Genomic DNA, 19,329 nt, shown 5'->3' with positions numbered 1-19,329 from the left:
CCTACTGTTCGACACCGGTGGCCGTGATGAGCACCGGGTAGTGGCGCAAGCCCAGGCGCTGGGCCAGGTCGTCGCCGGAGACCGGCGAGAGGGTGAGGCCGGGAGCCAGCCTACGCAGCGCCGTCAGCGCGGCCATCGACTCAACGTTGACCACCAGGCCCACGGCCTGCAGCTCTTGCAGCGCCGTCTGCCGCTGCCGCAGCCAGGCCCGCGAACGCTCGTCGTCGCCGATCAGGAACAGCGCCGTCAGCCCTGGCGCCCGGATGACGCGGCGCTGCACCTCGCCCGGCGACAGTTGCGTCGAGCGCACCGGCAGCATGGCGGCTTCGGCGTCAGCCGCGTTGCCCACGCGAGGGGCTGGTATTGGGGCCGGCGGTGTGGCCTGATCCGGCTGGGGATTCAGCGGCCGGTAGTACGGCAGCGCGGAGTCGCCGCCGCGGTCTTCGACGACGATCAACGGCGCGGAGGCGGTCTGGGCGAAGACGGTGGTCGTGGACAGCAGTCCGATGGCGGCGATGAGGACGATGTGGTTCATGGCGTGGTGGCCTGGAGGGTTGGAACGGGAACGCCGGGGTCGAGCACGCGGGTCAGGTGCCGATGCACACTGCGCCGGTAGCGCGCCGCGGGTGCCCCGCCGGCGGGCCGGTGGTAGCGGCCGATGGCAAGCAGCCAGTCCTCGCCCGGCGTGTGCTGTTCGCGCAGGATTTCCGCAGCGATGGCGAGGTTGCGGTACGGGTCCAGCAGCTCGCAGGGCTGCGTGTAGCGATGCGTGTGGTAGCCGAGATTGACCTGGCCGAGGCCGGCGTCGATGCGATTGGCCGGCGTGCGGGCGAGTGCCCGGCGCAGCCCCGCGCAGGCCTCGGCGCGGGTGGCATAGCGCTGTGGCGAGCCGGCGACGTTGAGCGTCCACGGCCAGGGGATCAGGCGCCCGCGCAGCATGGCGCCGCTCTCCTGCAAGGCCACCGCGTACAGCACCGCCGCCGGCACGTCTGCACGGTGCGCCGCCAGTTGATAGGCCGGCGGCGGCACTTCCCGCGCCAGGGCGGCCAATGCCCAGCCGCCGGTGGTGAGCAGCAGCATGGCGCTGGCGCAGCGGATGGCGATGCGGGACGGCCGACGCTCCCGGCCCGGAGCACCTATTGCCGCTGCCATTGGCCGTTCACCTCGCGCACCACGGCTGGCAGCTCGCCGGGCAGGCCCAGCGACAGCCAGCGCCCGGCATCGTGGTTGAGCGTGATGGTGCGGGCGCGCACCCTGGCCGGATCGATGCCCGCCTGGGTGGCCCACTGCCGGATGCGCGCGTCGTCCTGACGGCTGCCGACCATGTAGAGGTCGAAGGCCGTGCCAGCCGCCTGCAACTGCTGCACGCGCTGCGCGCACGGTGCGCAGTCGGCCTTGACGAAGACGGCCAGGCGCCCGGAGCCGGTGTTGCCGGCACCCTGCGCCTTGGCGCCGGGCAGGCTCACGCGCGGCTGGCCGGGAAACAGGCGCTGCCACGCCGCGTCGTAGGCCCGCTGGTAGGCCAGCGTCTTGCCGACGCGCCGAGCCTCGGCCTGCACCTGCAACTCCGCGTAGCGCCTGCGCTCCTCCTCGCTGCGGGCCTCGATGCCCAGCGCCGTGAGCGGATCGAGCTGGGGCGAATAGACCCCGAGCGGCCCCTGCATCAGTTGCCGGTAACGTGCCCACTCCTCGGAGCGAAGCCCCCACTCCCGCGCCTGTCTCTCGTCGAGCGCGGCATCAGTGCCCGGCTGCACCTGGGCGGGCACCATGCGCGAGTTCGTCACCGGGGCCGGCTGGGCGGATGCGCCGAAAGCGGCGAACAGAACGACGGCAGCGAGCGACGACCGCAGGATCATGGCGACCTCCTACGGCACCGCAACGCGCTGCGTCTGGCCATTCACCTGGAATACGCCCGCCTGCGCCTCGATGGATTGCAGTTGCCAACCGCCCTCGGCATCGCCCTCGCGCAGCAGCCGGGCGCCCGCGAGCGAGGCCGCAGCGGTGGAGGTGATCGACAGAAAGCGCTCGCCTCCCCGTAGCTCCACGCCGAGCACCCGGAATGGCGGCTCCGGCACCTTGGGCTTCGTCGCAACCGGAGCGCGCGGGCGAGCGGCGGATGCCACCTGCCGGGTCTTCTCCAGGCGGGTCTCGATCCCGTTCACGCGCGCCTGCAGCGTCTGCAGGTCGACGGCCAGGGCCCTCGCCTCGTCGGCCTCTTCGAGGCGCGTCATCCGTTCGTCCAACGCCTGCCGCGCGGTGGCGAATTCGGCCTGGCTGATCGGCGCCGGCCGGCGCTTGTCCGCATCGGCCTGCCTTTCGAGATCGGCCACGCGCAGGACCAGCGCCTTGACCTGCGCATCCTGTGCGCTGCTCTGGGTCTGTTCGGCGAGCCGCGACAGGCCGACGCTGTTGATGAGTGCCACGGCACTGATGAGCAGCAGCCAGAAGACCGCGGCGATCTTGAGCCAGCGCGTGCGGGAATGGCGCTCGGATGGCGCTTGGGGAAAGGTCATGGCTGCATCTCCTCGGGCCGGTCGGCGTCCGGCACGGGCGTGGCGGTGCCGGGCGGGTTGGCGGAAAGGAAGGTGGGAGCACCGCGCCGGCTGAAGCAGACCTGGCGGGTCAAGTCATCGACCGACAGCTCCCAGGCGGGGCCGGCAAGGGTCAGCAAGGCATCGCGCAGCATCAGCGGGCCCAGGCGCAGGTGTGCGGCGGGCAGCGGCAGCGCGTAGAGCGTGGCGGCCTCGGCCGCATCGCAGAGCCGGTAGCCGGAGCGCAGGAGCACATGGCGCATGGCATCGCCCACGCTGGCATCGAGCATGGGCGGAATCGAGACCTCCACCGCCTGCTGCAAGAGATCCCGCTGCGCAGGTTCCGGCACCAGCTCGACCAGGGTGTAGCGTCCGTAGCGGGCCACCGGAACGAAACCCGGCTCCGGCGCGACGGCGGTTGGCGATGCGGCCGGCACCGCTGACGCAGACGGTGCGGCGGTCGTGGCGCAGCCGGCGGCCAACAGGCTACCGGCCAGCAAGCCAGCGGCGAGGGCCAGGCGGTGAACAGCGCGGATGGATGGTTGCATGGAGGGCGCTTCCCTGGAACACGGAGCGCTCACCATCGCCGCCGCTTGGCCTGCGGGCAGCAAACAAAACGCACTGACGCCCGCCCGAATACATGGAGGGCGGCGCCATGGACTGTCATACGCCCAAGAAAAACGGCCCCGAAGGGCCGTGGAAAGAAGCCGGCGACCCCGAGGGGCCACCGGCATGGGCACATGGATCAGACCGTGACAAGCTGTCGGGCCAGGGCGACCTCGACGGAATCACCATCCTGGTTCAGAACATCCAGGCCCGACTCGGGCACGTCGCCCGACGTGCTCTGCGACACCATGATCTTCCGGGCCATCAGCCCCAGGCAGGTCATCTGCGAGGAGTTGGCGTAGCCGAGGTAGATCACGCGCACCGGCTGCTTCTGGCCGATGCGCCAGGAGCGCCGGGCAGCCTGCTGCAACGAATACACGTTGTAGCCGGACTGGAGGAACACGATGGTCGGGAACTCCAGCAGATCCAGGCCGGTTTTCACCAGCTCGGGATTGGTGATGAGCACGTCGATGCCACGGTCCAACTGCTCGGCGATCCAGTCCTCACGGCGGGAGGCATCCACGCTCGCGCGCAGCACCGCCACCTTGAAGCCTTCCTGCTCCAGCAGCACCTTCAAACGCGACGTGGTGTCGCGCGTGCCGGTGTAGACCGAATAGACCAGGGTCTTGCGACCTTCTGCCTTCTCCTGCTTGCAGATCTCGATCAGCTCGCGCTCCTTGGGCATCACCTCCAGCTCGTTGAACTGAGCCGGAACGAACGCCAAGGTGTTGCGCGTGCGCGGATGCACCACTGTCTCCGACCGGAAGCAGCAGTCCGGCCAGGCCAGCAGCACGTTGAGGACTACACCGAGCAGCGTCGTGTCGCGCTTCGCCAGGGCCTGCTTCAGCTCCTGGGTCAGCCGACCCGCCAGATCGCGGTAGGCCGCGGCTTGCGCCGTGTCCATCGCGACTTCGCGGAACTCCTCGTCGTAGGGCTGCAGCACGTTGCCACCGATGTCCTTCAACTTGAGGAAGACCGTGAACGGCAGAACGCAACGCAGCACGCCCTTCGGACCGAAGCCCGGCGCCTTGACCGTGCGCACCGATACCTTGGTGCCCTTGGCCGTCTTGTGCGCCGTGCCCGTGCTCTCGGAGTAGATGTCCTTCAGGACACCGTGATCGCGCATGAACGCCATTGCGGCCGACGTCATGCTGCCGCTCTTGGTCGGCCGGTAGCCGTCTTCGATCATCCGCCCCGGCAGGGCTCGGAACAGCAGGTGGAACAGGTCGTCGCCGTAACCGCCCATCAGTGTGCCGGTGAGCAATAGCGTCTTGCGCGCCTTGGCCGCCAACACCCCCATGGCCTGGCCCTGTGCGGAGCCGCCGTTCTTGTACTCGTGTGCCTCGTCGGCGATGAGCAGGTCGAACGTGCCTTGGGGAAGCTGCCTCTTGATGAACTCGGACGGCTGGTAGCCGCCCTCGCCGAAGCCGAACTCCATGTTGGCCATCGCACGTTCCATGCGATGGGCTTGCCGGTCCGAGAAGACCAGCTCGCCGTTGCCATCCATCAGGTTGATGAACTCGTGGATGTTGTCCCCGAGCATCGACGCGAGGAAGGCGTCACCGAACTTCTGCATCAGCTTCTGCGCGGTGACTTCCCCGATGGTCGGGATGCGCTTCAGGGCCTTGAGCACGGTCGAGGACTGGTCGCTGGCGGACAGGCCTCTGGGACGGATCAACGACCACAGCGGTGCACGGCAGTGGCTGCACTTGCGGCGGGACTCCTCGGCTTCGAGTTCGACCGGGTTGATCGGCTCGCCGTCGAGGTCGGTGATGACGTGCCCGCAAGCCGGGCAGGCCCCCACGTCGCCGTGAGGCGTGCGCCGGCGAACGAAGACAGGTTTCCAGTGGAACCCCATCCGCATCCGCACGCGGCCGAGGACGAAGAACTCCTGGCCCTGCGCCGGCACGCCCAACTGCTCGCGCAGTTTCAGCAGCTTGACCAGCGTGTCCGGGCCATTGAGCACCCAGACCTTGGCACCGGCAACCGTCTCCTGGATTTCGCGCCGCCACTTGTAGACCAGGTGGGGTGGCGAGAGCACCAGGGTGCGGCGGTAGCCTTCGGCATTGAGCACGGCGGCGGTGGCAATACCCACCGTCGTCTTGCCGCAGCCCATCTCGCCATTGACGATCGCGGCGCGTTCGCCGCGATCGATCAACAGCTCGGTGACGGCGTGGACCACATCGGCTTGCGCCGGGAACAGCTTGCGCTTGAGCGCGGCGAGGATCAGTTGCCGATGCACCCGCACCTGGCCGGTGTAGACCGGAGGATTGGCGCGGTTGAGCGAATCGAGCAACTCGTCGCCGAACTCCGATACGAAGTCCTGCAGGCTGAGCGTGAGGGGTGAAGCGGCCGCTTCGAGCAGGTCGCCCTGCACAGCGGTTTCGGGAATGGTTTCGAGATCGAGGGACATGGTGATGCTCCAAAGCAAATGGGGCATGCACCTCCCTCACGGGGCGGCGACATGCCCCTGGGGGGAAAGAAAGAAGCGGCGCGAGACCGCTGGATGGGGATCAGTATTCGCTGGGCAGCAGCAGCGTGGTGACGCTGCGATCCCATTCGGTGATGATCCAGAGCTTCAGGTTGGGCGTGACCTGGTAGGACGAGAACAGACGATCCTCGCCGGACTTCAGCGCGGCGTCGTTCTGCCGCCGATCGCTGTCGCTCAGGTCGCCCCATTCGCCATGAAGATGGCGGCGCAGGTACGGCGTGGGGTTGAGCCGGCCCTGTCGGACCAGCTCGTCGACGCCGGCGGTCATGACCACCTGCCCGGGCGAAAAGCGTGCTTGTGACGCGAGGTTGAGGACTGCGAGTGCCATGGTGGTTTCTCCTTCTGGAAGAAGGGGCCACGGCACCCCATCGGGGCGACGTGACCCCGGTGGGTGGATGAAAGCGACGGCGAACCGTCAGGGAACAGCGATCAGCGGATGGTCAGCACTTCGCCCCACGTGGACGAGCCAAGCGTCAAGTCCCATGCACGAATGACCGGCACGAACTTGTCGGTGAGGATGCGCGTCTCGGCCACGGAGCCGTCGTCGCGTTCGGTGTATTCCGTCTGGAGGGTCTTCTCCTTGTGGGTATCACCTTTGACGACGAGCACGCGCCCGCTCTTGGACTTCACTACGCCGGAGATCGCGCCTGCGGCCAGAGCCAGGGCGAGATGCCAGTGCGACAAGGCCCGCGCGGGCGGACGCAGCGATTGCTGCGCGGCGCCCAGGTGGGTATCGAGCGCCGGCCAGAGTCCTTGCAGCCGGCCGACTTCATCGGCGAACTGCCCGGGCTCCATCGTCACGCGATAGAAGTGCTCCGGCTCGGCCGGGCTGGCAGGGACGGTGTACGGCAGGAACGGCCATTCGAGCGGCAGTTCCTCGGCTTCGGCGTCGCCCTGTCCGATCTGCAGCAGCAGACCACGCACGGCTTTGACCGACTCCGACGCCTGGTCGCGCTGGCGAACCCGGCGGCCGAAGATCACCACCTGCTTGAACTGCGTCTCCACCGCACGGTAGATGCGCAGGTCTTTGAGGTGGCGCGTCAGCCATCCGACCAGCTCGGCGTCGAGCACGTAGGACGGCACGATGAAGACCAGCACGCCACCGTACTGCAGCAGCGGCAGCGCGCGCTGATAGAACAGCTTTTCCAGCCGCGCACGGCCCTGGCCCTGATAGCCGATGTTGCCGTTCACGTCCTTGCTCAGGTCGCCATACGGCGGGTTCAGCCACAGCAGCCCGAAGGACTGGCGCGAGATCAGCGTGTCCATCAGGTCACCGTGGATGCAGCGATCGACCAGTTGCCGTGCGTGGCGGGCACGCTCGGCGTCGTACTCGACGGCGAAGGCCTGGACCTGCTCGCGCCCGAGGGCGTGGGCGGCTTCGGCGATCGCCACGCCTTCGCCGGCGCAGGGATCGAGGAGGGACATGGTGCCGGGAGACGGCGCCAGTGCGGACAAGGCCCGCTCCAGCGTCGGCTCGTCGGTGGGGAAGTAGCCGTTACGAATGAAATTGCGCGCCAGGCGCGGAAACATGAGTGCCATGGATTTCTCCTGGTGATGGATGAGGGAAGGCGGGCACGCGCGGCGCGCATGCCCGTGGGATGGCTCACGCCACACGCCGAAGCGGTGCGTTCGCGGCCAGTTCGTACTGCGCGGCGCCGAGGGTGCCGTTGCGGATCAGCTCGCCCAGCGCCTTCGTCAGCGCCGGGACATCGAGGGCCAGCCGATGGCCTTCCAGCGGCCCGAGGGCCAAGGGAAGACCGGTCAGCATCCGTCGTGTCTGCAACAGCTCCAGCATGGTGTCGCGCCAGTGGTCGAGCAGTGGCAGCGGGCAGGTGTCCTGCACCAGCGTCCACAGCCGGTCGAGCCGGTGAGCGGAATCCCTGGGCAGAAGCGCCAGCGCGCTGGCGTTGGCCTTGTCTGGCTTCACGCAGCGACGATCGAACAGCCACACATTCGTCAGCGAACCGAACAGCGTTCGCCGATAGGCGCGGGTGATGCGCTTTTCCAGGTTCTCGACGTTGCCGACGAAGACCGGGATGGATGCGCCCTGCTCGGTGATGACGTGGAACTGGTCCAGCCCCTGTTCATCCCGGCTGAGGGTCAGGCGGGCGAGGAACTCCTGAACGGCGGTGTCGCGCGCCCAGATCGAGAGAAAGACGAGATTGCCCTGCTCGTCACCGACGCAACCGTCGGCCATGAGGTCGGGGCATTCGTCGATGCGGTACAGCGGTTTCGCGGAAGAAGGTGCAGGCATGGTGATGTCCTCTTGGAAAAGAAGGAGCAACCACAGCCCGCGGGGCCGTGCTCGCCCCGGTTGGGTGAAGGAAGATGCGTGCCGCTAGACGGTGCGTCCTGCGTGGAAGCGGTGAACCCGCTCGCGCCACTCGGAGCTTTGCACCGGCGCCATGTCGAGATAGCGCAGCGGGCACGAGTAGTAGTACGGATGCGCGGACTCATCGAGGGACTTGTAGCCCCAATCGCCGCCCGAGCTTTCCAGCAGGTGGCAGCCGATGTAGCAGACGGACTCACCGGCCGCGAGGCCCATGACGCCCGCCTGCCTGGCGGTGACGCGAACCACGGTCCACAGAACGTCGCCGTCCAGCGTGTGGTCGATGACGTCGCAGCAGGCGCGTTCGGACGCCTGCGGAGCGATCAGCTCGCGGATCAACTGATCGCGCGTCTGACGAACGAAGGTCCAGCCCATGAGGGTCTCCTTGAAGAAAAGGCCGGAGCCCTCCCCGTCGGGGGAGAACCCCGGCGGGTGGCGGTATGCCGCGCAAGGCGGCGGATGGATCAGGCAGCTTTGAGATGCCAGTCCTGGGACAACGGAGCGAACTCGTAGCCGAGCTTGTCGAGACGGTCGCGCTGCTGACGCAGCACGCGACGATCCACGGTCGCATCGAGCTTCACGGTCTCGCCCAGCGGCCACAAGGAACCGAACAGCGCCGCGTCGTCTGCCTCGGCCGAGGCCGCAGCGGACACGGGAGCCGGTTCGCTGCCGAACGGCGTGGTATCGACCAGGGGATCGCGCGGACTGCGCGGCTTCGCCTTCGGCTTGGCCGGGGGCGTTGCCGGCACGGGCGCCTGCGCTTCCTCGTCGATCGGATCGACTTCCTGCGGACTCAGCCGGCGGGCTTCGTCGCGGCTCAGGGCGTCGATGTTGGACAGCGTCATCCCGCCCAGATGGGCGCGGATCTCGATGACCATGCGGCCGTTGGCGTTGTACGTGGAGGGGCGAATCTCGACGATGACGAAATCACCGTCGTACTTGCCCTCGCGGTACTGATCGAGTTCGGCGTTCTTCACGACGAACTCGCCGATCGAGGTCGCCAGGCGGCCGACGTTGAAGTCGCCGTTCCTGCCGTGGATGGTCTTGATGGCCAGTTGGCCGGGGATGGTGATCATGAAGGTCTCCTGCTGACGAAGAGAAGACAAGGCCCCGGGGATGGGGCCTTGCGGATCAGAACGACTCGGCAACGGCCAATGCGGGGGCATCGGCTGCGTCGTCGGCAGCATCGGCGACGGGCTCGGAAGACTCCGGTGCCGAGGCTTGCTGCGTAGCGGGCGCGTCGGACGTCACAGGGACTTCCGGGTCGCGCTCGTCGGTCTCGGTCGGCTTGGGTTCGGCCTTGTAGACGAGCTTGCCGTCGACCTTGATCCAACTGACGAACAGCAGGCGGGCCTTGAGGCTCACCCCCTGCTCGCCGGCACGCTTGCCCTTGGAGTAGGTGAAGGTGTCGGTCCACAGGTCGCCCAGGCGGAAGCCGATCATCACCTTCTTCTCGGCGTCGACCGCCTGAATGCAGCGGCGCACCAGGTGCTGCGCTTCAGATCCCGATACGCGCGTGTCGAAACGCACATACGAGACGTCATCGCTGGGACCGTTCAGGGCTGCGATGTCGCAGGCCAGGAACGCATCGCCTTTCTTGGGCTTCACTTCGCGGATGCGATTGAGATACCCGAGGCCGGTGATGTGCAGATCGAAGTAGGATTTTTCATTGGAAGTGGTCATGGTGAATCTCCTGGGAACAATGAGGCGGAGACACACCCGACCCAGGCGGGGAAGGTGTGGAACCCCCGCGTGGGTTGATGGAACAGCTTGGTGGCATCGCCATCGAGAACCGATGGCCGTTCGCGCATGGATGCCGGTGCGAACTGGGGTGATCAACGCGGTCGGAACCGCGTCGCAGCCTTGAAGATCGTGGCTGCCTGGGCATGTTGCTGACGGACGTCAGCGGAACATGGCCGGAAGCGTGGCGTCGGGACGGCGCGCAGGCGAGCGGCAATCGGCACTCGCGGCTGTCCGCATTGCCGGGAAGAAAGAGGCCCCCGGAGCGGGGGCCAGGGATGGGCGGTCAGTTGCCGCTGGGCGTGGGAGGAACCGCCTGCAGCGACAGGTGTGTCGCGGTGGCGGACACGTCGAGGTCGTCCTCGCTGCGCAGGATGTGCGCAAACACGCCCTCCTGCGTATCGAAGAACTCGCCGAAGTCGTCGCCACCGAACTCGGCGCGCGCCAGCTCCCACCAGTCATCGAACGCATCGACATCCGGGTTGCAGCCGGCGGCATAGGCGATGGTCTTCTGGCGACCATCGGGTCGGCGCTCGCCGCGCTCGGCCAGGAAGTACACGCCCTGATCCTTGACCAGGATGACGCGGCATTGATTCGCCACCGCTTCGGTGAGCACGGGCCGAAGCTCCGTGCCTTTGAATCGAACAGTCATGGGTGTGGTCTCCAGGGAGGCAGGAAGAGAGGCTTCCCGCCGCGAGGGCGGGAAGCTGCTGTGAGATCAGTGCCGGATAGCCTTACGACACGACAGGCACTGCACGCGGATGCGCCGCCAACTCCCGTCGTCGATCAGCCGTTCCAGCGTCTCGCCGAGGGTGTCGAAGAACACCTCATCGACCCGTTCGATAAGCTCGCCGTCGCGTTGCAGTTCCACCGCGTAGAGGTCGAGGCCACGCTCATACAGCACGGTGACGCGACCCTGGAACTTCATCGTGGCGACGGTGAAGCCGATGGCCGGCGGCGTGCTGATGATGTCGGCGGGCAGCGGATCGACCCAGGTGATGTCCCGCGCACCGGCATCCACCAGCATGTGGGTGACGCGCCGGAAACCGTCGGGAGCGGGCAACTGCTCCAGTTGGTCGACCAGTTCCTGCAGCTCGGGGCAGCGCGGCTCGGGGATCGGCAGCTTCGCCGGTGCGGACCCGAGCACGAACCGCTTCACCGTGTAGGGCTGGCCGTCGGCGGTGAACTCGGTCTGCTCCTCGGGCGTGTCCGCCCGCTGACCGTCGAAGCGGCGTCTGACATAGGGTTCGACCTGCACCTTGGCGCCCTCGTCGGGCACTTCGGTCACGAGCGTGCGATCGAGCACCGCGAACTCGGCTCGTCCCGTCTTGACGACGATGGCCTCGTCGGTGGTGGCGATGACCTTGCCCTCGAAAGGCTTCGGGTCGATGTGAAAGCCCAGCGTCGAAACCTTGGGCTGGCCGTCGAAGATGTTGAATTTGAACGAACGGACGTTGGAAGGCACATGACCGACAACGAGCGTCGGCATCTGTGCGCGGATGGCTTGGGTATCCATGGGGAGACTCCTTGTGGCAACCAAGGGACTCCCGCCCGCAAGGGAGGTCTGTCCCTTGAGGGTGAGGTGGATGGACGCGGGTGCGCCCGGAGAACGAAGCAACCAGCACGGCGAACCGCGCCGCAGTCTTGAAGGTCTCGACTGCCTGGGCATGCTGCCGGCAACGCCAGCGAACATGCGGCCAGCGTGCGGCACATGGCGGCGGCCGTCCGTTGGGAATCGGCAATGCGCCGGCACCGCGTTCCGCGAAAAAGAAGAGCCCCGACGTGGGGGCTCGAATGGGTTGCGGGTTACTCGTCGTCGTAGAGCGTCAGTCCGTCCAGCACGGGCGCGTCGGCATCGAACACCAACATGCGAACGTCGGCGAGCGCAGCCAGGTGCAACACTTCCACGAGGGACTCCGGCACGCCCTTGGCCCGGTGCTCCTGCCGCAGCTCTTCGGCGGTGATGCCCTCGACATGCTGCAGGTTCGCATCCGTCCAAGGCGTGGCGATCAGCTTCACGCCGACCGCCGGGCTGTAGGGAATGCGGAAGGCCACGAACAAAAAACCGCTCGGCGTGGCGATGTCCGCCAGTTCGGCGAGGAAGCGGCCGGCCTCCTCGGTGATGTGCGCCGAACTGATTTCCCAGGCACGGCTGTAGAAGCCGGTCTCGAAGCGCAGGCGGCGTACCACCTCGCGCGCGGCTTCCTCGGAGTAGGTATCGCCGACGTGCAGCGGTTGGCCGGCTTCTTCGGCCATGACGGCGTAGACGAGGTTTCGGGCGATGCCGTGGCTGGGGCACTGCGCGTCCAGCTCGGGCGGCACGTTCTGGCCCTCGGTGATCAGCGCGAAGTCGTCGCAGAAGACGCAGGCATGGCGCTCGACCTGGCTGTCCGGCAGGTGCGACTGCGAGACGTGCAGCGGCAGATAGCTCAGCGGGCAGCCGTCGTCGTAGGAAATCGCCAGCAGCCGCTGCACGGACAGGCCATCGTAGCCGCGGACGAAGGGGTTTTTGGAATGAGACATGGGATTCCTCCAGCAGAGGATGGCCGAGGCAATCCCCTGCCGGGGATTGAACCCCAGCGAGTGGATGAAGTGGCAGCCGGTCAGCCGGCCGCGGCGTCGGGCCGCCCTGGTGGCGGGCGGTGCAGGTCAGTGGAAGATGGTGATTCGGGACATGGCCGCTCCTGCGGAAGGAAGGAGGGACATGGCCCCGAACGGGGACGCATGTCCCTCGTGGGGTGGGATGAAAGGACGGTGGGTTGCCAGGCGCGGTTCACCAGCCGTTGTAGTGCAGCGTGAGGTCAGCGATGACCTGGCGCCGTTCCAGATCGAGGCCGCCGAAGTCGGACAGCCCCTCGAAGCCGCAACGCTTGAGCATCGCGCCGCCCTCGCGGGAGTTGTAGAAGCTCACCATCGCGGACAGGAACATGCGTTGACCGCTGCTCAGCACGCCCAGGGCGTCGTTGAGCATCAGCATGTTGGGCCGCAGGTCCCACTTGGTGGTGGCACGCTGCAGACCTTCGCGTGTGCCGTCGCCGAACCACTCGTGGCCGGCGATCTGCGCGCCGCGCTTCCAGGCCTCGAAGAAGGCCTGCGGTGCAGCGTCGAAGTGCGCCTGTTCCAGCGCCATCTGATCGAGCACGTCTTCGGGTAAAGACAGATTCATGAGAGAACTCCTTGAAGGGTGGGAATCAGGGGTGAGCGCGCTGTGTCCAGGCATGGGTATCCAGGGCGCGCTGTGCTGCGAGGTGGGTCGGGAAATACTCGACGGACTCCCGCGATACCGGGCCTTCGTCGTCTTGCGTGCCGATGTAGTGGCCGGCCGCGCTGCGCAGCACCTGTAGCGGCAAACGCTTGCCGGTCCAGGCCAGCGCCAGCGCACCACTGCGCACTGCGGTTGCGCAGGAAGATGCGGAAAGTTCAGACATGCCGTGCTCCTTGGTGGGTCGGGGAGCACGCATCCCGCAGGGGATGGGGTTCCCCTCGGGTGGTTGACAAAAGTGCATCGTCGCCAGGCCGGCGAGCGTCCGCGGTGGGCGATGCGAAGCGGACTGGATCGGTCAACGCGGCGAACCGCGTTGCAGTCTTGAAGACCGGGACTGCCAGGGCATGCCGCTGACGACGGTCAGCAACGCATGAGGGTGAGCTTCGGACTATCAGATAGCCGCGTCACGCAGCAATCGGGCGCAGTGGCGTCCCCGATTGGGGTCGGGCGCGCCCGGTCCTCTATTGCGATGTGCTTGCACAATGATTCAATAGATGTTGTATTATTGAACTATGAACGAGACCCAAGCCGTTTCCGCCCTGGGCGCCCTGGCCCACACCCAGCGCCTTCGCGTGTTCCGCGCCCTGGTCGTCGCCGGCCCCGAAGGGCTCACGCCCAGCGTCCTGGCCGACCAGCTCGACGTGGCCCGCAACACCCTGTCCTTCCATCTGAAGGAGCTGGCCCATGCCGGCCTCGTCACCATCGAGCAACAGGGCCGCAACCTGATCTACCGCGCCGACTTCGCCCATATGAACGGGCTGCTCGGCTACCTGACCGAGCACTGCTGCCAAGGTGGCGTGTGCGAGGCCAATGAATCCACCCGTGCCTGCGCCTCCTGCTGAAAGGAACCTCCATGAAACGCTTCCACGTCCACCTGCACGTCGATGACCTGAATCGCAGCATCGGCTTCTATTCCCAACTGTTCGCCGCGCAGCCGGCTCGCATCGAGGCCGACTACGCGAAGTGGATGCTCGAAGACCCGCCGGTCAACTTCGCCATCTCCACGCGCGGCAGCAAGCCGGGCATCGACCACCTGGGCATCCAGACCGATGACGCCGACGAACTCACCGCCCTGAAGGCCCGCGCGCAGGCTGCCGACATGGCGCTGCTCGACGAAGGCACCACGACCTGCTGCTATGCACGCAGTGAGAAGCACTGGGTCACCGACCCGCAGGGCGTGGCCTGGGAGCATTTCCACACGCTGGGCAACATCCCCGTGTTCAACGAAGCGCCGCAGCCCGCGCCGGGCACAGCTCCGGCTTGCTGCGCGCCGAGTGACAGTCGCGCCGCCGCGAAACGGGCTGCTTCTTGCTGCTGACGCGAGGCATCGATGACGACTGAAACCACCTACAACGCGCTGTTCATCTGCACCGGAAATTCGGCGCGTTCCATCCTGGCCGAAGGCATCCTCAACGAACTGGGCCTGGGACGGTTTCGCGCCTACTCGGCGGGGAGCCACCCCAAGGGCGAAGTCCACCCGCTGGCGCTCGCCACGCTGGAGCGCCTGCGCCTGCCAACGACCGGCTACCGCAGCAAGAGCTGGGACGAATTCGTGGCGCCCGGTGCGCCGGTGTTCGATTTCATCTTCACCGTCTGCGACAACGCCGCTGGCGAGGTGTGTCCCGTATGGCCGGGCAAGCCGGTGTCGGCCCATTGGGGCGTGCCCGATCCGGCCGCCGTCGAAGGCAGCGAGGAACAGCAGCGCAAGGCGTTCATGGACGCCGCGTTGACGCTCAAGCGTCGCATCGAGCTGTTCCTGTCGCTGCCGCTCCAACGGCTCGATGCCATGTCGCTGCAGCATGAGCTGCGCGTCATCGGCAAGCAGTGAGGTAGCACGATGACCGTACAGACCGAAGCCGTCGCCGCCACGCCATCGTTCTCGATGAGCATCTTCGAGCGCTACCTGACGGTGTGGGTGCTGCTGTGCATCGTCGCCGGCATCGCCCTGGGCCAGCTCGCGCCTGGCGCGTTCCAGGCCGTCGGCCGCATGGAAGTGGCCCAGGTCAACCTGCCGGTCGGCCTGCTCATATGGGTCATGGTGATCCCGATGCTGCTCAAGGTGGATTTCGGCGCGCTCGGCCAGGTTCGCCAGCACTGGCGTGGCATCGGCGTGACGCTGTTCGTCAACTGGGCGGTCAAGCCGTTCTCGATGGCACTGCTGGCCTGGCTGTTCATCCGCCACGTCTTCGCCGACTGGCTGCCGGCCGACCAGCTCGACAGCTACGTCGCCGGCCTGATCCTGCTGGCCGCCGCACCGTGCACAGCGATGGTGTTCGTGTGGAGCCGACTGACCGGCGGCGACCCGGTATTCACTCTGTCGCAGGTGGCGCTGAACGACACCATCATGGTGTTCGCCTTCGCGCCCATCGTCGGGCTGCTGCTGGGCCTGTCGGCGATCACCGTGCCGTGGGACACGCTGCTGACCTCAGTGGTGCTCTACATCATCATCCCCGTCGTCCTCGCGCAGGTGTGGCGCCGCTCGCTGCTGCGTCGTGGACAGGCCGCGTTCGACCGCGCGCTGGAGCGCCTCGGCCCGCTCTCAATCGCAGCGCTGCTGCTGACGCTGGTGTTGCTATTCGCCTTCCAGGGCCAGGCCATCCTGCGACAGCCGCTGGTGATCGCCATGCTCGCCGTACCCATTCTGATCCAGGTGTTCTTCAATTCCGGCCTCGCCTACTGGCTCAACCGCAGGGTCGGCGAGAAGCACAACATCGCGTGTCCCTCGGCGTTGATCGGTGCCAGCAACTTTTTCGAGCTGGCAGTGGCAGCGGCCATCAGCCTGTTCGGCTTCCATTCCGGCGCGGCCCTCGCCACCGTGGTCGGCGTGCTGATCGAAGTGCCGGTGATGCTGCTGGTGGTGCGCGTGGTCAACCGTTCCCGCGCCTGGTACGAACAGGCCCCGCGCAACGCAGCGAGGCATCCGGCATGAGTACCGTCACGATCTACCACAACCCGGACTGCGGCACGTCGCGCAACACGCTGGCGCTGATCCGCGCCAGCGGCATCGAGCCCACGGTCATCGAGTACCTGAAGACGCCGCCCGACCGCGAGACCTTGAAGGCGCTGATCGCGCGGATGGGCATGGGCGTGCGGGATGTGTTGCGCATCAAGGGCACGCCCTACAAGGAACTGGGCCTGGATGCCGCGCATTGGAGCGACGACCAGTTGATCGATCAGATGCTGGCGTACCCGATCCTCATCAATCGGCCCATCGTGGTGTCGCGCTCGGGCGTGCGCCTGTGCCGCCCCTCGGACATGGTGATCGACCTGCTGCCGCAACGACCGGCGGGCGAGAACCGCAAGGAGGATGGCACGCCGCTGCTGGTGGATACGCCGATCGCCGGCAGCGACCCGGACCTCGCCCTGGCTTTGCAAGAGGCCGTGCTTCCCACGGACGACCTGGCCGAACCAGGGCGCAGCTTCTTCGCCTATGCCACGGTGTCCGGCGAGCGCGTGGGCTACGGCGGCTTCGAGCGCCTGGGCCGAGACGTGCTCGTGCGCTCCCTGGTGGTGCTGCCACACGCACGCCATCGCGGCATCGGCGGCGGAATGTTCGCACTGCTGCTGCGCCGTGCCTTCGACGAGGGCGGGCGCGACGCCTGGTTGCTGACCACGACGGCTGCGCCGTTCTTCGAGCGCGCGGGCTTCAAGCCAATCGAGCGCAGCGCCGCACCGGCGGCCATCCTTGCCACACGGCAGGCCGCAAGCCTTTGTCCTTCGAGCGCCGTGCTGCTTGGACGTCGAATGTCACTGTGATGTGCCCTCGCAAGGACATCCCGGGACACAGAGGTGCATCAGTGAAATGACTAATCGCCGAAGGCCACGCGGGCCTTCGGCTGGAGAGGAAGGAAAACCACCTGTGGGCTGCGTCAGCGCGGGCCGTCGTCAAAGCCGTTCGCTGCATCAGCAATCGCACCCGGCCCGTTTCGTGGCTGGGGCCGGAAACCTTTGGCACGCATACGCGCACAAAGGGAGCCCATTGTTCCGCCGGCGGGCACCGGCACGGAATACCCTCGGCCCAAGGGGCCTCCTCACGGCTCGCGCGGCGGCAAGGCGTCAGGAAGCCCCTCGTGGCCGAGGCAAGGCACACCGATCAAGGGAATGGCGGCGGGCGCGATTCGTGGAGCAATGACCTTCTCGCCCCGTCACCCGATGGCGGGCAGACGGGGCGCGCACACCGTTGCAGAAGGAGACGCGCGCTTTGGAGTCCCGCGCGGTGCGGGACGTTTGCCTCGCCGCCAGTGAAGTGGCCGGCGCGGCAGGGGGAAGCGAGGATCAGGACGCCTTGGAGGCAGCGCGCCGCTTGCGCGGTGCGCTGCGCCGGCCCGTCGGGGACTCGATCGGCAACGTGCCCTTGCAGTCCGGGTAGCGCGAGCAGGACCAGAACGCGCCGCTCTTGCCCGTGCGCTGCTGCATCGGTGCGGCGCACTGCGGGCAGGCCGGCGCCGGCGGCAGCTTGAGCGAGAGCGTTGCGCCGCGGTACTGCTGCACGAGCTGGCCGACCCACACGGACTGCTTCTCGATGAAGGTGTCCAGCGCCATCTGGCCGGCCTCGATCATGTCGAGCGCCTGCTCCCACACCGCCGTGGTGCCGGGGTCGGCGATGGCTGAGGGCACCGCGTCGATGAGCGTGAATGCCGCGTCGGAAGCGCGGACGGCGCGGCCTTTCTTGACCAGGTAGCCGCGACCGATCAGACCGTTGATGATGTTGGCGCGTGTCGCCTCGGTGCCGATGCCGGTGGTATCTCGCAGCTTCTGTTTCAGGCGCGGGTCGGTCACGAACTTGGCGACGGTCTTCATGGCCTTGATCAGCTCGCCCTGCGTGTAGGGTTTGGGCGGCAGCGTCTTCAGCGCCTTGAGATCCACCTTTCCGACCGGGCAGGACAGGCCCGCATGCAGGGCGGGCAGCACCTGGCTGCGCTGCGCATCCTCGCCATCGGCATCGTCCGGCCCCGGCGTCGCCAGCACCTCACGCCAGCCGATGACGGCGATCTGCTTGCCCACGGCCGCCAGCGACTGACTGCCGCACGAGAACTGCGCCACCGTCCGGTCGAACTCATGGTGCGGGAGGAACTGCGCGAGGTAATGGGCGCGGATCAGCCGGTAGACGGCCAGTTCCTTCTCGTTCATGGCCGACAGGTTGGCGGGCTCCAGCGTCGGGATGATGCCGTGGTGAGCCGACACCTTGCCGTCGTTCCATGCACGTGAGCGCTGTTGGCGATCCAGGCGCTCGATCAGCGGCCGCAGGCTGGGGTCGGTCTTGATCAGGCTGTCGAGTACGGTCGGTACCTCGGCCAGCATACTCTCGGGCAGGTAGCCCGAATCCGAGCGCGGATACGTTGTCGCCTTGTGCGTCTCGTACAGCGCCTGGGCAATGTCCAGCGTCTCCTGCACGTCGAGGCCCAACTGCTTGGAGCACACCTCCTGCAGCGTGCCCAGGTCGAACGGCAGCGGCGGCCCTTCGCGAACGCGCTCGGTTTCTACCGACAGCACCTGGGCGGAGCCGGCCGTGCGCAGGCGCTCGGCGGCCTGCTGCGCCACCGGCTGTTGCAGGCAGCGGCCCGCATCGTCGGTGCTGCCTTGCGGCGGCGTCCAGCTTGCGACGAAGGACTGGCCTGCATGCGAAAGCGCAACCTCGATGGCCCAGAACGGTACGCAGACGAATCGCGCGATCTCGCGATCGCGGTCCACGACCAACTTCAGCGTCGGCGTCTGCACGCGCCCCACCGACAGCACGCCGGTATAGCCGGCATGGCGCCCGAGCAGGGTGAACAGCCGGCTCAGGTTCATGCCGATCAGCCAGTCGGCGCGCGATCGGGCGAGTGCGGAGAAATACAGCGGCAGCGTCTCGGCGGACGGTTTGAGCGCGCCCAGCGCCTTGCGGATCGACGCATCGTTGAGCGCCGACAGCCACAGGCGCTGAATCGGCCCGCGGTAGCCGCATAGCTCGATGATCTCGCGGGCGATCATCTCGCCCTCGCGGTCGGCGTCGGTCGCAATCACCAGCTCGCCCGCCTTGGCGACGAGCTGCTGCACGACCTTGAATTGCGCTGCGGTCGCCGCCTTGGGCTCGACACGCCAACGCTCAGGAAGAATGGGCAGCTGCTCGATGGCCCAGCGCTTGTATTGCTCGCCGTAGCCTTCGGGCGGAACCGCCTCCACCAGATGACCGATGCACCAGGTCACGACGACACCCGCGCCGCTGTAGCAGCCGTTGCCGCGTTGACCGGCACCCAGCACTCGGGCGATGTCCTTGCCCTGGGACGGCTTCTCGCACAGGAAAACGCGCATGAAGCCTCCTTGGAAATGTGCGGTTCATCGGATGGGCGTCAGCTTGGCGGGGCCAGGAGATGCCGGCAGCAAGGAA

Annotated in this window: 23 protein-coding genes; 5 read left to right on the top strand and 18 right to left on the bottom strand. The window is 67.2% G+C overall.

Annotation, left to right across the window (positions count from 1 at the left end; genetic code table 11):
* Nucleotide 1 precedes the first annotated feature (1 nt).
* From K320_RS0101680 to K320_RS0101600, 17 genes are all read right to left on the bottom strand, one after another.
* Nucleotides 2–535, bottom strand: a complete 534-nt coding sequence (locus K320_RS0101680) for an integrating conjugative element protein (protein ID WP_024537156.1) — start codon at nucleotides 533–535, stop codon at nucleotides 2–4.
* Complete coding sequence (locus K320_RS0101675; protein ID WP_024537155.1) at nucleotides 532–1,152, bottom strand: lysozyme family protein; 621 nt, start codon at nucleotides 1,150–1,152, stop codon at nucleotides 532–534. The genes K320_RS0101680 and K320_RS0101675 overlap by 4 nt, the downstream gene beginning before the upstream one ends.
* Nucleotides 1,137–1,856 carry a TIGR03759 family integrating conjugative element protein gene (locus tag K320_RS0101670; RefSeq protein WP_024537154.1) on the bottom strand — a complete coding sequence of 240 codons (720 nt, stop codon included), beginning with the start codon at nucleotides 1,854–1,856 and terminating at the stop codon, nucleotides 1,137–1,139. Before K320_RS0101670 ends, K320_RS0101675 begins: the two co-directional genes overlap by 16 nt.
* Before the next feature lie 9 nt (nucleotides 1,857–1,865).
* Nucleotides 1,866–2,513, bottom strand: a complete 648-nt coding sequence (locus tag K320_RS0101665; RefSeq protein WP_024537153.1) for a hypothetical protein — start codon at nucleotides 2,511–2,513, stop codon at nucleotides 1,866–1,868.
* Entirely contained in the window at nucleotides 2,510–3,079 is a 570-nt protein-coding gene (gene pilL2, locus K320_RS0101660; RefSeq protein WP_024537152.1) for a PFGI-1 class ICE element type IV pilus protein PilL2, read from the bottom strand. The genes K320_RS0101665 and pilL2 overlap by 4 nt, the downstream gene beginning before the upstream one ends.
* A gap of 197 nt (nucleotides 3,080–3,276) precedes the next feature.
* Nucleotides 3,277–5,550, bottom strand: coding sequence for a helicase-related protein (locus K320_RS0101655; RefSeq protein WP_024537151.1), 2,274 nt, complete (start codon nucleotides 5,548–5,550; stop codon nucleotides 3,277–3,279).
* 100 nt (nucleotides 5,551–5,650) lie between these two features.
* On the bottom strand, nucleotides 5,651–5,956 hold the full coding sequence (locus K320_RS0101650) for a hypothetical protein (protein WP_024537150.1): 306 nt from the start codon (nucleotides 5,954–5,956) through the stop codon (nucleotides 5,651–5,653).
* Nucleotides 5,957–6,057: 101 nt separating this feature from the next.
* Nucleotides 6,058–7,167, bottom strand: coding sequence for a DUF6094 domain-containing protein (locus K320_RS0101645; protein ID WP_024537149.1), 1,110 nt, complete (start codon nucleotides 7,165–7,167; stop codon nucleotides 6,058–6,060).
* Between the two features lie 64 nt (nucleotides 7,168–7,231).
* On the bottom strand, nucleotides 7,232–7,882 hold the full coding sequence (locus tag K320_RS0101640; protein ID WP_013518683.1) for a hypothetical protein: 651 nt from the start codon (nucleotides 7,880–7,882) through the stop codon (nucleotides 7,232–7,234).
* Nucleotides 7,883–7,966: 84 nt separating this feature from the next.
* Nucleotides 7,967–8,332 carry a hypothetical protein gene (locus K320_RS0101635; RefSeq protein WP_013518682.1) on the bottom strand — a complete coding sequence of 122 codons (366 nt, stop codon included), beginning with the start codon at nucleotides 8,330–8,332 and terminating at the stop codon, nucleotides 7,967–7,969.
* 89 nt (nucleotides 8,333–8,421) lie between these two features.
* Nucleotides 8,422–9,033: a DUF3275 family protein gene (locus K320_RS0101630; protein WP_013518681.1), complete on the bottom strand. Its 612-nt coding sequence runs from the start codon at nucleotides 9,031–9,033 to the stop codon at nucleotides 8,422–8,424.
* A gap of 55 nt (nucleotides 9,034–9,088) precedes the next feature.
* Complete coding sequence (locus K320_RS0101625) at nucleotides 9,089–9,640, bottom strand: STY4534 family ICE replication protein (protein WP_024537148.1); 552 nt, start codon at nucleotides 9,638–9,640, stop codon at nucleotides 9,089–9,091.
* Nucleotides 9,641–9,983: 343 nt separating this feature from the next.
* On the bottom strand, nucleotides 9,984–10,349 hold the full coding sequence (locus K320_RS0101620) for a DUF3085 domain-containing protein (protein ID WP_024537147.1): 366 nt from the start codon (nucleotides 10,347–10,349) through the stop codon (nucleotides 9,984–9,986).
* A 66-nt stretch (nucleotides 10,350–10,415) separates the two neighbouring features.
* On the bottom strand, nucleotides 10,416–11,213 hold the full coding sequence (locus K320_RS0101615; RefSeq protein WP_024537146.1) for a hypothetical protein: 798 nt from the start codon (nucleotides 11,211–11,213) through the stop codon (nucleotides 10,416–10,418).
* A 290-nt stretch (nucleotides 11,214–11,503) separates the two neighbouring features.
* Entirely contained in the window at nucleotides 11,504–12,220 is a 717-nt protein-coding gene (locus tag K320_RS0101610; protein ID WP_024537145.1) for a DUF5983 family protein, read from the bottom strand.
* Nucleotides 12,221–12,470: 250 nt separating this feature from the next.
* Entirely contained in the window at nucleotides 12,471–12,863 is a 393-nt protein-coding gene (locus tag K320_RS0101605) for a hypothetical protein (RefSeq protein ID WP_003141051.1), read from the bottom strand.
* A gap of 25 nt (nucleotides 12,864–12,888) precedes the next feature.
* Complete coding sequence (locus K320_RS0101600) at nucleotides 12,889–13,125, bottom strand: hypothetical protein (RefSeq protein ID WP_024537144.1); 237 nt, start codon at nucleotides 13,123–13,125, stop codon at nucleotides 12,889–12,891.
* Between the two features lie 349 nt (nucleotides 13,126–13,474).
* Here K320_RS0101600 and K320_RS0101595 point away from each other — a divergent pair, with 349 nt between their 5' ends.
* The 5 genes from K320_RS0101595 to arsN2 are packed head-to-tail and all read left to right on the top strand — an operon-like array spanning nucleotide 13,475 to nucleotide 16,718.
* Nucleotides 13,475–13,804 carry an ArsR/SmtB family transcription factor gene (locus K320_RS0101595; protein ID WP_024537143.1) on the top strand — a complete coding sequence of 110 codons (330 nt, stop codon included), beginning with the start codon at nucleotides 13,475–13,477 and terminating at the stop codon, nucleotides 13,802–13,804.
* Nucleotides 13,805–13,815: 11 nt separating this feature from the next.
* The gene (locus K320_RS0101590) at nucleotides 13,816–14,280 is read left to right on the top strand and encodes an ArsI/CadI family heavy metal resistance metalloenzyme (RefSeq protein WP_024537142.1); all 465 of its coding nucleotides are present in this window, start codon (nucleotides 13,816–13,818) and stop codon (nucleotides 14,278–14,280) included.
* Between the two features lie 12 nt (nucleotides 14,281–14,292).
* Nucleotides 14,293–14,790 (top strand): arsenate reductase ArsC, encoded by a 498-nt coding sequence (locus K320_RS0101585; protein WP_024537141.1) that lies wholly within the window; start codon nucleotides 14,293–14,295, stop codon nucleotides 14,788–14,790.
* Nucleotides 14,791–14,799: 9 nt separating this feature from the next.
* Nucleotides 14,800–15,891 carry an ACR3 family arsenite efflux transporter gene (gene arsB / locus K320_RS0101580; protein ID WP_011829936.1) on the top strand — a complete coding sequence of 364 codons (1,092 nt, stop codon included), beginning with the start codon at nucleotides 14,800–14,802 and terminating at the stop codon, nucleotides 15,889–15,891.
* Nucleotides 15,888–16,718: an arsenic resistance N-acetyltransferase ArsN2 gene (arsN2, locus tag K320_RS18510; RefSeq protein ID WP_024537140.1), complete on the top strand. Its 831-nt coding sequence runs from the start codon at nucleotides 15,888–15,890 to the stop codon at nucleotides 16,716–16,718. The genes arsB and arsN2 overlap by 4 nt, the downstream gene beginning before the upstream one ends.
* Before the next feature lie 519 nt (nucleotides 16,719–17,237).
* Here the strand turns inward: arsN2 and K320_RS0101570 are convergent.
* Entirely contained in the window at nucleotides 17,238–19,253 is a 2,016-nt protein-coding gene (locus K320_RS0101570; RefSeq protein ID WP_024537139.1) for a DNA topoisomerase III, read from the bottom strand.
* Nucleotides 19,254–19,329 lie beyond the last annotated feature (76 nt).

Origin of the sequence: Comamonas badia DSM 17552, assembly GCF_000484635.1 — a bacterium.
Classification (GTDB): Bacteria; Pseudomonadota; Gammaproteobacteria; order Burkholderiales; family Burkholderiaceae_C; genus Comamonas_C; species Comamonas_C badia.
The sequence above is the reverse complement of the archived record's forward strand: the minus strand, read 5'-3'. Positions and strand labels throughout refer to the sequence as shown.